Origin of the sequence: Streptomyces sp. NPDC002573, from assembly GCF_042889625.1 — a bacterium.
In the GTDB taxonomy this organism is placed as follows: Bacteria; Actinomycetota; Actinomycetes; order Streptomycetales; family Streptomycetaceae; genus Streptomyces; species Streptomyces gibsoniae.
This window is the reverse complement of sequence record NZ_JBIARC010000045.1, coordinates 47057-59721: the sequence shown is the minus strand read 5'-3', so window position 1 is coordinate 59721 and position 12665 is coordinate 47057. Positions and strand designations below refer to the sequence as shown.

8 protein-coding genes and 1 pseudogene are annotated in these 12665 nt (G+C 68.7%); 5 read left to right on the top strand and 4 right to left on the bottom strand.

What is annotated here, in order from left to right:
- The first annotated feature begins 69 nt into the window (after positions 1-69).
- Together eccCa and ACFYX0_RS32580 are read left to right on the top strand one after the other, a co-directional pair.
- A complete protein-coding gene (gene eccCa / locus ACFYX0_RS32585; protein WP_388975674.1) occupies positions 70-4014 on the top strand; it encodes a type VII secretion protein EccCa in 3945 nt (1314 codons plus the stop codon).
- A 172-nt stretch (positions 4015-4186) separates the two neighbouring features.
- Positions 4187-4585, top strand: a complete 399-nt coding sequence (locus ACFYX0_RS32580) for a hypothetical protein (RefSeq protein WP_388975671.1) — start codon at positions 4187-4189, stop codon at positions 4583-4585.
- Positions 4586-4640: 55 nt separating this feature from the next.
- Here the strand turns inward: ACFYX0_RS32580 and ACFYX0_RS32575 are convergent, their stop codons facing one another.
- From ACFYX0_RS32575 to ACFYX0_RS32565, 3 genes are all read right to left on the bottom strand, one after another.
- Positions 4641-5552, bottom strand: a complete 912-nt coding sequence (locus ACFYX0_RS32575; protein ID WP_388975668.1) for a hypothetical protein — start codon at positions 5550-5552, stop codon at positions 4641-4643.
- Positions 5553-5569: 17 nt separating this feature from the next.
- Positions 5570-5758, bottom strand: a complete 189-nt coding sequence (locus ACFYX0_RS32570; RefSeq protein ID WP_388975665.1) for a hypothetical protein — start codon at positions 5756-5758, stop codon at positions 5570-5572.
- A 63-nt stretch (positions 5759-5821) separates the two neighbouring features.
- Complete coding sequence (locus tag ACFYX0_RS32565; RefSeq protein WP_388975663.1) at positions 5822-6379, bottom strand: hypothetical protein; 558 nt, start codon at positions 6377-6379, stop codon at positions 5822-5824.
- Between the two features lie 1276 nt (positions 6380-7655).
- Here ACFYX0_RS32565 and ACFYX0_RS32560 point away from each other — a divergent pair.
- Positions 7656-10490, top strand: a complete 2835-nt coding sequence (locus tag ACFYX0_RS32560; protein WP_388975661.1) for a toxin glutamine deamidase domain-containing protein — start codon at positions 7656-7658, stop codon at positions 10488-10490.
- 72 nt (positions 10491-10562) lie between these two features.
- Positions 10563-11549 carry a hypothetical protein gene (locus tag ACFYX0_RS32555; RefSeq protein ID WP_388975658.1) on the top strand — a complete coding sequence of 329 codons (987 nt, stop codon included), beginning with the start codon at positions 10563-10565 and terminating at the stop codon, positions 11547-11549.
- An 83-nt stretch (positions 11550-11632) separates the two neighbouring features.
- On the opposite strand, the pseudogene ACFYX0_RS32550 reads toward ACFYX0_RS32555, so the two are convergent.
- Positions 11633-11816 (bottom strand): annotated as a pseudogene (locus ACFYX0_RS32550) (transposase); the annotation flags it as partial.
- Positions 11817-12266: 450 nt separating this feature from the next.
- On the opposite strand from ACFYX0_RS32550, the gene ACFYX0_RS32545 reads away from it, so the two are divergent.
- The gene (locus ACFYX0_RS32545; protein ID WP_388975656.1) at positions 12267-12590 is read left to right on the top strand and encodes a hypothetical protein; all 324 of its coding nucleotides are present in this window, start codon (positions 12267-12269) and stop codon (positions 12588-12590) included.
- The last annotated feature ends 75 nt before the right edge of the window (positions 12591-12665 follow it).

Genomic DNA, 12665 nt, shown 5'->3' with positions numbered 1-12665 from the left:
CGAGAACAGGTCGCGGTACACGGGGGCGTCGGTACCAAGACGTATCAATCGCGAAGGAAGAGTGCATCGGTGAGCGTCGTCATCATCAAACGGCCGCCGCGAACAGCGCCTCCGGTCGTCCCGGACGGCGAGGTCAGACTCGAGACGCCCCCCGAGATCCCGCGCGAGGGCGAGGAGAGCATGCTGATGACCCTGCTGCCCATGATGGGCATGCTGGGGTCGGTCGGCTTCTTCTTCATGCCGGGTCTGCCGTCCTATATGCGGGTGGTCGGCGGACTGATGCTGGCCTCGACCCTGGCCATGGCGATCGCCCAGTTCACCAAGTCCCGTCAGGGCGGCGGCGCGGGGATGGCCCAGGACCGGCGTGACTACTTCCGCTATCTGGAGCAGGTCCGCAAGGACGTGCACAAGACCGCCGATCTCCAGCGGCGCAGCCAGCTCTTCCAGCACCCCGAACCGGACCAGTTGTGGGCGCTGGCGGCCGACGGCAGGCGGCTGTGGGAGCGGCGCCCGACCGACGGGGACTTCGCCTCCGTCCGGATAGGCCGTGGCGCCCAGCAGCTGAACACCCCGCTCGTCGCCCCGGAGACCGCGCCCAAGGAGGAGCTGGAGCCGCTGACCGCGGCGGCCATGAAGGCCTTCCTCGACGCGCACGGCAGCCTGTCCGACCTGCCCGTCTCGGTCTCGCTGCGCGCCTTTTACCACGTGACGGTGAGCGGAGACACCGACACGGTCTACGGCAACGCCCGCGCCACGCTGGCCCAGCTGACGACGCTGCACTCGCCGGAGGACCTGATGGTCGCCGTGGTGGCGCATCCGTCCGCGGCGGCCGAGTGGGACTGGATCAAATGGCTTCCGCACAGCCAGCATCCGAAGGCCAAGGACGGCGCGGGCTCGGCCCGGCTCCTCTTCGACGACCTCGGGGAGCTGGAGGAGGCGCTGGCCGACCAGCTGACGGACCGGCCGCGCTGGAACCGGGACGCGAACCCGGTGTACGACCAGCCGCATCTGATCGTGGTGCTCGACGGCGGCACGGTGCCGCCGGACTCCGAACTCGCCAGCGTCGAGGGGCTCCAGGGCGTCACCTTCCTGGAGATCGCCCCGGGGGAGCTGGAGGAGGAGCTGCGCGCCGGTCTGACGGTCCACGCGAGGCCGAACAGCATGCGGCTGTACGTGGGCCACGAGTCCGCGTACACCGGCAAGCCCGATGTGCTGAGCGCCGCACAGGCCGAGTCCCTGGCCCGGCAGCTCGCCCCCTTCCGGGTGGGCACCGCGGAGGAGGGCGAACCCCTGCTGTCCAACCTGGACTTCACCGATCTCATGGGCATCGGTGACGCGGGTTCCGTCGACGTCTCGCGCACCTGGCGGCCGCGCACGCTGCACGAGCGGCTGCGGGTGCCGATCGGTGTCGGCGAGAACGGCGAGCCGGTCATGCTCGACCTCAAGGAGGCCTCGCAGGAGGGTATGGGCCCGCACGGCCTGTGCGTCGGCGCGACCGGTTCCGGCAAGTCGGAGCTGCTGCGGACGCTGGTGCTCGGTCTCGCGGTGACGCACTCCTCGGAGACCCTGAACTTCATCCTCGCGGACTTCAAGGGTGGTGCGACCTTCGCGGGCATGGCGGACATGCCGCACACCGCGGCCGTCATCACCAACCTCGCGGACGATCTCACGCTCGTCGACCGTATGCGTGACGCGATCACGGGTGAGATGCAGCGGCGTCAGGAACTGCTCCGCACGGCGGGCAACTACGCCAACCTGCACGACTACGAGAAGGCACGGGCGGCGGGCGCGGCCCTGGAGCCGATGGCCTCGCTGGTGATCGTGCTCGACGAGTTCTCCGAACTGCTCACCGCCAAGCCCGACTTCATCGACATGTTCATCCAGATCGGCCGTATCGGCCGTTCGCTGGGTGTGCACCTGCTGCTGGCCTCGCAGCGTCTTGAGGAGGGCAAGCTGCGCGGCCTGGACACCTATCTGTCGTACCGGATCGGTCTGCGCACCTTCTCCGCCGCCGAGTCCCGTACCGCGATCGGCGTCCCGGACGCCTACCACCTGCCGTCGATCCCCGGCTCGGGCTATCTGCGCTACGACACCGACACCATGGTCCGTTTCAAGGCCGCGTATGTGTCGGGGGCCTACCATGGCGAGGGCCCGTCCCGGGTGAACCGCTCCACCCAGCTGCGGCCCGCGCTGTTCACGGCGGAGCATGTGGCGCTGCCCGTGCAGCCGGTGGTCGAGGAGCCGGAGGCCGACAGCGGCGTGGACGACGCGCTCGCCGACACCGTCCTGGACGTCATCGTGGGCCGGATGGTCAACCAGGGACCGCCCGCGCACCAGGTGTGGCTGCCCCCGCTGGAGGAGGCGCCCTCGCTGGAGCAGCTGCTCCCCCAGCTGGCCGTCACCCCGGAGCGCGGCCTGACCGCGCCCGAGTACACGGCGCTCGGCCGGCTCAATGTGCCGGTCGGTCTGGTGGACAAGCCGTTCGAGCAGCGCCGCGACGTGCTGTACCGGGACTTCTCCGGCGGTGCGGGCCACGGTCTGTTCATCGGCGGTCCGCAGTCCGGCAAGTCGACGCTGCTGCGCACGCTCATCTCGTCGTTCGCGCTCACCCACACACCCACCGAAGTGCAGTTCTACTGCCTGGACTTCGGCGGTGGCGGTCTGATCGCGATGGAGGAGCTGGCGCATGTCGGCGGAGTCGCCAACCGGCTCGACGCGGAGAAGGTCCGCCGGACGGTCAGCGAGGTCGAGGGCATCCTGAACACGCGCGAGGAGTACTTCCGCGCGAACAACATCGACTCGATCCAGACCTACCGGCAGCGCAGGGCCGCGGGGCTGCTGCCCGACCAGCCCTGGGGTGACGTCTTCCTCGTCATCGACGGCTGGGCGACCTTCAAGATGGACTACGAACTGCTGGAGGCGGCCGTCACCGACATCGCGACGCGCGGCCTCGGCTTCGGTGTGCATGTGATCCTGACCGCCAGCCGCTACACCGAGGTGCGGCCCGCGCTCAAGGACATGCTGCAGAACCGCATCGAGCTGCGGCTCGGCGACCCGACCGAGTCGGAGATCGACCGCAAGGTCGCCCAGAACGTGCCCAGCACCATGCCGGGCCGCGGCCTGAGCCTGGACAAGCTGCACTTCATGACGGCGCTGCCCCGTGTCGACGGCTCCTCGGACACGAAGGACCTGTCGGAGGCCACGACGATCCTCGTGCGCGGCGTCAACGACAACTGGCAGGGCAGCCACGCTCCGGCCGTACGGCTGCTGCCCACCCAGATGCCGGCGGACCGGCTGCCCAAGGGGTACGAGCACCCGGAGCGCGGTGTCGCCATCGGCATCGACGAGTCGTCGCTCGCACCGGTCTTCGTCGACTTCGAGACGGACCCGCACTTCATCGTGTTCGGTGAGAGCGAGTCCGGTAAGTCGGCGATGCTGCGGCTGCTCATCAAGCAGATCACCGAGCGCTACGCCCCGGACCAGGCGAAGATCGTCATGGGTGACTACCGGCGCGCCCACCTGGAGGGCGTCCCGGAGTCGCATCTGTCGCGCTACTGCGCGTCGGCGCCCGCCCTGGCCGAGACGCTGGAGGGCCTGGCCGGCTCGATGCACCGTCGCATGCCGGGCCCGGACGTCACGCCCGAGCAGCTGCGCAACCGCAGCTGGTACAGCAGCCCGGACGCGTTCGTCATCGTCGACGACTACGACCTGGTGGCGACGGGCATGAACCCGCTGGCCCCGCTGCTCGAGTACCTTCCCTTCGCCCGTGACATCGGCCTGCGGGTCATCATCGCGCGGTCCTCGGGCGGTGCCAGCCGGTCGCTCTACGAGCCGGTGATGCAGCGCCTGCGCGAACTGGGCGCCCAGGGCATCGTGCTCTCCGGCGACCGCACGGAGGGCGCGCTGCTCGGCAACATCACCCCGTCGCAACTGCCGCCCGGCCGCGGGTACTTCCACACGCGGCGGCGCGGGGGTCAGCTGATCCAGACCGGATGGCTCCCGGCCCGGTTCTGAGCTCGCGTCGGGCCCGGCACGGCGATCGGAGGGGCGGCACCCGAGGGGTGCCGCCCCTTCGGCGTGTGTGGGGTTGGAGGGGATGAGGGGCCGGAGGTGGGTACGGCCCCGGCCCGCCCGCTAGGGTGGTCCGTCGAACAGTCGAACAAATGCCGAATCACGGGGGGCACTTGTGGCCGACGACGGGCTGCGCGCCGATCCCTCGGTCCTCAAGGCCGAGGGCTACAACATGTTCACGGTGGGCCAGAACTTCGGCAAGGCGGTGGAAAGCCTCCAGAACGGGCTGACCGCACTCGAAGGCGGCAACGGCACCCCGCCGTGGGGCGACGACGACATCGGCGAGAAGTTCGGCGTCGCCTACGAGGGCCTGCGCGACGGCATGTACCAGTCGATGGGCAGCCTGGCGCAACGGCTTGCGGGGATGGGACTGGCCTTCACCGAGATGGGCGTACGGCACGAGCGCAACGAGGACGACCAGTACGCCACCTGGCAGAGCATCACGTCTCGGTACGACGGCCAGGTGGAGATGCCGACGGGGCCGCACCACATGCGTCGTCGCCAAGAGGGCTGATCCGTAGCCCTGAGGCGGCTGGATCTGCCTGGCGAAGGGGCTTGATTCTCCGTGGTCAAGCCACCCGGCCTGCAACAGATTTGTGACAGCAATCCTCTGAAGTTGCTTGCGGGCCAGTACGTAAGCTGTGCCTACGGCTGTTCCACGCGCAATCTCCCTTGATGGGTGGGGGAGTTGGAAGCCGGTCGCAGACGGGGGTGTGTGCGCTGTGTCGATGATGCTGCCGGACGAGCTCGAATGGGTTCTCCAGATGCTCGGCTACCGCTGGCCGACGGCGGACGAGGACAAGCTCAGGGAGTGCGCCACCCTGTGGCGGAAGTTCGGCGACGACGTCACCGACCTGCACGCCTCGGCGAACGCCAGTGCCCGGACCGTGGTGGCCCACAACTCCGGCGAGTCGATCGACGCGTTCACCAAGGCCTACGCCAAGTTCGACGGCGGCAACGGCTCCGACGGCTACCTCGCGAACGCGGCCGAGGCCGCCTACACCATCGCAAACGTGCTGGAAGCCTGCGCGTACATCGTCGAATTCGCCAAATGGGCGGTGATCGCCCAGCTGATCGCCCTGGCCTTCGAGATCGCCGCCGCCCAGGCCGCCGCGCCCTTCACCTTCGGTCTGTCCGAGGCCGGTGCGCTCGGCGCCACGCAGGTAACCCGGCTGATCGTGCGCCGCCTCCTCGACGAGCTCAAAGAGGCGCTCGTGGAGTCGATCGTCCAGGCGCTGAAGGAACCCGCCATCTCGGCCATCGAGGCGATCATCACCGACCTCATCCGGCAGACGGTGAACGTCGGCTTCGGCGCACAGCAGGGCTACGACCTCGGCCAGACCGTGAAGGCCGGCAAGGACGCCGGCTGGCAGGCCATCAAGCAGACCCCCCAGACCCTGGCCGAGGGCGTACGCGACAACCTGGGCCAGAAGGCCGGGCACCGCTTCCACCACGCCATCGACAGCCGCATCGACGGCCACCACACGTCGGGGACGGATCACGGCGACGGCGGGGACGGCGGACGCGGGGAGGACGGCGGTGACGGGGACTCCAGCTCGTCGTCGAGGTCGTCGTCGAGGTCGTCGTCGGACTCGGACACGGACTCGGGGTCCTCGTCCGACTCCTCGTCGTCGACGCACTCGGCCACGAGGGGGCACTCGGACAGCGCGGATTCGGGTACGAGCACGGATTCGGGTCCGGGGAGGAACATAGGCAGCGACATCTCCGCCGACACCGGGCGCACCGATGTTCACACGCCGGATGTGGGTGTGGGCCCCGGCTCGGACTCCGGTTCGCACTCCGGTTCTGATTCCGGCTCCGATGCGGGTTCCGGGTCGCCGAATCCTTCCTCCCCGGACATAACCTCCCCACGGCACACACCGTCACTGTCGGACTTCGACGACCCCACGCCCAGCGGAACCTCGCACAGTGCGCCGAACACCGACGTCTCGTCCGGAGCTCCGAGCACGTCCGCGCCCACCGGCACGGGCCACTCCTCCGTCTCCGGTCTCTCCGCACCGGCCCCGCACGCCGCACCCGCCCATGCGTCGTCCGACGGTGCCGCGCCCTCGTCGGGCGGTGGCATCGGCACGTCGATCGACAGCCTGGCCGCCAGCGTCCCCACCCAGTCGCACGCCTCCCCCACGCCGACGCCCACCGACCACTCCCCCGGCGGAACCGGAAGCCGCGCGGACGGCGGCCCGGCCATGCCGACCTCGCCCACGCCTCCGCCCAGCACGGCCGGCGGCCCGGGCCCGCGCCCGACGGCAAGCACACCCGGCACCACGTCCTCCTCGGCAGGCCCCACGAGCCCGACCCCCTCATCCGCCCCGACGAGGAATCCTCCCTCCGCCCCTTCCGCAACGGGAACAGGCCCCGCGTCCACCCCGAGCCCCACGTCCTCGGCCGCGCCCCGGACACCCCGAACCGCGACGCCGGAGGCCCGTACCTCCGGCGCGGGCGGCGGCCTCATATCCGGCGCGGGGGGCGGACGAATATCCGGCACGGGCGACGGCCGAACATCCGGAGCGAGCGACGGCCGAGCAACCGGTGTGGGTGACGGCCGGGCAGCCGGCGCGGGCGACGGCCGGGCATCGGGTACGAGGGACGGACGCACGCCCGGTGGTACGGCAGACGGCCGCATCCCGACGCAGCGCACCCCTGGCACGGCCTCGGACAACCGGACCGCACCGCGGGACACCCCACCCGGACGCACGACACCTCGCGACACTCCCGGCACCACACCGGGCGACCGAACGCCGCTCCGGAGCACCACCGAGGAGCGAACGGCTCCCCGCACGGACGACCGCACCACGCCTCGGACAGACGAGCGAGCGACCCCGCGCACAGACGAACGCGCCAGGCCCCACACCGACGAACGAACGGCTCCCCGCACCGACGACCGCACCACACCCCCAACCGACGAACGAACGGCCCCGCGCACAGACGAGCGCACCACGCCCCGGACAGACGAGCGAACGGCTCCCCGCACGGACGACCGGGCCACGCCCCGCACAGACGAACGAACGACCCCGCGCACCGACGAACGCGTCACGCCGCGGACGGAGGAACGCACCACACCTCGAAACATCACCCCAGAGGACCGCACCACATCGGGCGACCGCTCTGCACCCCGGAACACCTCGGACGCGACCGACACCCGCACCCCCACCAGAACCCAGAGCCCGAACTCGGACCCGAGCCCGAACCGGAACTCGAACGCGGACCCGAACGCGCCCACGAATCGAACCGCGAACCAGACGCCCCCGCCCCCCACCTCGAGCAGCACAAGCACCGGCACCGGGCCGGAGCGAAGCCCGAACGCGAACGGCAACGCCCAGACGCCGAACTCCTCGCCACAGCCCGGCCCCACCCAGACCCCCCGTGGCTCCGGCACGCCCGGCACTCAGAGCCAGCCGGGCCCCCGCCCCACCCCCAACAAGCCGAACCAGCCCGCAGGCACGGCACCCGGCACCCCTCCGCACCCGAACGCCCCGCACCAGCCGGCCTCACAGCACCACACGTCACAGCCGTCCGAAGCCGGCACGGGCAAGCCCCGAGACCACGACCGGCAGCACGACCATGTGACGCCCGTCCCGATCCACACCGTCACCCCTGCCGCGACGCCCTCCACCCCGCCGTCGCACGCGGGCCCCGCGACGCCGCAGCCACCGGGCGCGCCGCACACCGAACCGGGCACGCCCCCCAAGCAGCACCCGCACCAGGAGAGCCTGGACACCATCCGCAACGGCCTGGACCACTATCCCGGCGGCCTGACCGAACCACACCCCCAGGACCAGCAGGCGCTGGTCAACGCGGTGCCGCACGAACCCGACGGCACCCCGCAACGCTTCCCGGACCCCTTCGGCCACTGGTCCCAACTCCAGAACGACGGCGGCAACCAGGTCCCCGGCCGCAGCAACAACTGCGCCGACTGCTCCCGCTCCTTCCTGGAGACCTGGTACGGAAACCCCCAGGTCTCAGCGCCTCGCACCCTCGACGTCGACCAACACGGCAACCTCGACCCCTGGTCCCCCGAGCACGACGCGAACACGAACCAGATCCGGTGGTCAGGCGCCGCGCATACCTACGCCGGAACCGGCAGCGACCCCGAAACCCCCAACCGCATCGCGTCGGACCTCCAGCAAGCCGGCCACGGCGCCGCGGCCATCGTCCAGGTCGACTGGCCGGGCGGAAGCGGCCACGCCTTCAACGCCGTCAACCACCACGGCAACATCATCTGGATCGACACCCAGAGCGGAGAGGTCAGCCACCAGCCCCTCCACATCCCCAACGCGGAACACGTCTGGCACATCCCCCTGGACGCCAACCGCAACCCGATCCACCCCACCCCCCCTCCGGAAACCGGCGCCTCTCACCACGACTCGAACAACCCCCAAGAGGGAACCGGCACCCTGCACCAGGAGTCCGACAACTCCCCCCACGAGAACAACAAGTCCCCCGAGCCGGAAAACTCGTCAGACGAGCCCTCGAAGAAGGCCCCCGAAGAGAACACCCCCCACTCGGAAGCCGAAACCGCCCCGCACAACCCACCCCACACCGAGTCCGACAACCACAACGGGGAGAACCACAACGGGGAAAGCCCGTCGCACGCCGAGCCGGGCCCTGCCCACACGGACACGTCGAAGACCGACGGCCCCTCAACACGCCATCCGTCCGAAGCCACAGCGGAGCCGGACTCCGGGTCCCCGCACACCACCGATGAGAACAAGAACCGGACGGAGAGCGACAGGCTCACCCCGCCTGCACACGACGCCGTACAGCCGTCACACGCCGGCACCCAAACCGACGAGACCCACACCCCCACCCCCCATGCCGGCGACCCAACCCCTGAACACCAGCGCTCTTCACCGACCGAGCGCCCCAGCAACACCGACGACCGCCCCGTAACGACCGACGCCGCACATCGCGCGTCCCATGCGGCACCGAGTGACCCGACGACCGATCGGGGCACGTCGGCAACGCGGCACGCCACAACCAACGAGCCATCGATCGCCCCGAGCCACCGATCCCCCCGCGAGCCCACCGGGCACGAGCCTGAGAACGGGAAAAAGTCGGTCGACTCCACTGAAGTCACGGACACGAAGAAGACCAGCGACCACGCATATACCAATCCCCACGACCGAGGCACGAGCGATACCTCAGGGGACAGTCACTCCGTCACACGCGACGGTCCAGAGAGTGACGTGTCACGCACCCATGAGCACCCCGAAGCCGCGCAGTCCAGGGAGTACGGCATCCAGCCCGACGCGCTGCAGCAAAGGCTGCGTGAGCAGCGGGACGTCCATCGCGTCGAGTTGGACCGGGTTCATCACCAACTTCAAAGGTGGACCGATTCAGGTGAACTCGCACACGTACTTCAAGTGACCTCTGGCGCCAAGCCACACCCTGACGACCTCAATGGCATGCGCCGCTTCACCAGAGAGCAGCTGAGTAACCACCTCGACGGCTTCGACCGGCTCTCGCGCGGTGAGCAACAGGCCGTCGTGGCCTCACTGGCGAGACTTAGCCTCTCCTTCCACCAGCAGCACAGTGTCGGCCGCAACCCTGAGTCTGTCACCCACCCCTACCGTCAGCCGGGCGAGTCCGAACCAGCGCCAGGCACAAAGGATCGGGGGGGCAAAATGTCGAAGCAATCTCTCGGTGTGCGACTACATCGAATGGCAGTCAACAAGCTGTTTCGATCCGCCGAGTACAAGAAACTCCCGGAGGATGAAGCAAAGGCACTGAGGAAAAACGGCCCCGACTTCACTGACAAGAACTTCGCCGTTCTCGAGGTGGAGGGGCCTCCACCACACCACGAGGTCACCTACATCGTGGATTCGTCCGTTCCCGCCAACACGCCGGGCGTAAGCCCCCGCCACTCGGAGAAGCACCTGATGGATTGGCTGAAGCGCGTCGATCCGGACGGCTCCCAGTACAAACCCCTTGGGCTCTACACCGAACGCGAACCGTGCGGCGAAGGAAAAGGGCACGCGAAGTGCTCGGAAGTACTCCTCGATAAAAGGCTTGCGGGCGTTCCCATTCATTACAGTGCCACCTATCGGCAGGACCCGGCCGGTGTGCACGTGCGCGGGGCCATGATCCAGGACAAGGCCAAGGCACTGGCGGCAGTTGATGAACTGTCGGATCAAAAAGTCAAGGAAGAATTGGAACGCCGTACGCGTGAACGACTGATTCCAAACTCGCCAGCCCTCCCAAAGAACCTCAAAGACATCAGCGACTTGACCACGGGAGCAGCCAGGGACCGTCTGAGGAACGAGGTCGCCAACGAACAGGACGCAATCCGAAAAGCCACCAAAACCAAAGAAGAACTAGCAATGACTGCTGAAATGAATCGACACATGGAAGCACTCGATGGAATTTGGGGTAAGTTGCGCCCCGGTTTGATCAATTGACGACTCGTCACCACCGGACAGACTCAAGGGGTAGCTGCTCGCCAGCGCCCCAAGGATCACTAGGCTGTGCCCATGCCTGACACCATCGACTCTCTAGTACACGATCTCAATGATGAGGACCGCAGTCGTCGGGCCGCCGCAGAGGACAGCTTGGTGGCGCTCGGCGCCCAGGTCGTGGACCACCTGCTGCCCATCCTTCGCCTCGGACCACGGGACAGTCGATACCTGCGCGCCGAGTCCGTTCTGAGTCGGTTGGGCGACGAGGCGGTACAACGACTGAGAGAGATCCGGCGCAATGGCCCCGGACGCCTGCGGAGCGTGGCTCTGCGCGTCATCGCCGACTCGTCTGGCGAACAAGCACTGGACGAGGCTGACCGCCGAGCCGTCGAGCGGCTCGTGCGGATCAAGTTGCTGTCCGAACGTCCGGTGACGCTGCCGCCGGAAAGCCGTTGGCTGGCCTTCCCGGCGGACCGGCTCGACGCCGTCGTAGCGGGGCTCGGGTTGCACGACCTCCGGGCAGCCACCGTCGTCATGGGGCTGGCCGCAACCGAAGCCACGTCCGCACACGACTCAATTGCCGTCGAGGCGTCCCGCGGTGAGGACGAGACGGCCCATCGCGTCTTCATCACACCCGGATTCAGGAACTGGCGCCTCCTGTATGGAAACTCGTTCCTGGACGATCTCGGAGGCGAATACGTGGCCGAGAAAGCAAGCGAGCAGTGCGGCGAAGCCCACTTCTACTCCGTCGACACGTTCCACGACGCACACGTCTGGTGTGTCGCCCGAGACGGCGTCTTGGTGCGCCGCCACGCCACCTGGGGAGATCCCGAGTGGGAAGGAGAGCCCCTGCCCTTCGAACTCGACTACATCGAAGGAAGGGTCTGGATCGACCCGTCGCAGGCCGATGGGGATGGTGTGACCGACGCGAACGTGGCCGCTCGTCACCTCTCCGTCGATGTGGGCTTCATGCCGGCGAGCGGGACACAAGGCCACGGCTGGCTGGCAACCACCCACCCGGCAGCCCTCAACTCACGCTTCAAGGGTGCGCTGCCCGTCTGAGAAGTGCTCATGGTGCGTGCCGCGCGAGGAACCGGCGCCCCCGAGCCCGGCGTCGCACCGGTCACAGTCACTCAGACCGTGTCCTATGTGGTGAGGCGCACGAGTCGCTTGTAGCAGCAGAGAGCTGCGGCGAGACCGGGAATGGCCAGGTAGTTGCGGGGACGGGCGCTCGCAGCGGGGGCTGAGTCTGCGGTAGCCGGTCAGCCAGGACATCGTCCTCTCGATCACCCACCTGCGACGGTCCAATCGTTCGCTGGACTCGATGCCGTGCGACCTGCTCCCCGAACTCACCACATGGCTCTCCGCCCTCGACCCGGCCGCCGCAGCAACCCAGACCTGGGGACACGTACTCGACCAGGACAACTTCTCCTATCTCTAAGCACACGCGCATCCGTGGGCACACCACGGAACGGCACAGGCACGCCAGAGCCCCCGTGCCACCACGAGCATGGTGACAGGGGGAGTTCCGCCGGCCCGCCGTCTACGGGCGGGCCCCGCCGGAGACCTGCGAGAGCCGACTGGCCACACAGTCCTCGCACGGCACCGGCATGTCGGCCGACGCCGGTTCGGGATACCGTCCCAAGCACCTGTCCGTTCCTGGACAGCCGTCAGCCATCAGCCGTCAGCCATCAGCCATCAGCCATCAGCCATCAGCCGCGGGGCGAACTCGCGGATGAGCGGCCCCGATACGACCACCACGACAAGGAGACCCGTTCCATGACCCCGGACACCCCGGCGGCTCCCCCCACCACCCCCGAGGAAGCCCTCGCCATCGTCCGCAGCCGCTACGCCCAGCCGAAGCTGCCCGACGGCACCCCGGCCGCCCTGAACGTCCACGAGTTCGACATCGGCTATCTGGTGTACGCGACCTTCCCGCCCACCACGGACGCCGAAGGCCGGCCGCAGCCCTCGTCACCGGGTGGCAGCAAGATCGTGGTCGCCAAGGACACCGGTGAGACCGTGACCGTCCCCAACTTCCCGACGGAAGCCGCGATCGCCCTGTACCGCCGTCAGCGTCAGGCGCAGCAGCCGAACGCATAGCCCTTGTCGGCACCTAAGATCGAGGCCGGATCGAGGCCAGATCGGCGTCGTACGCACATACGACCGTGAAGGCGA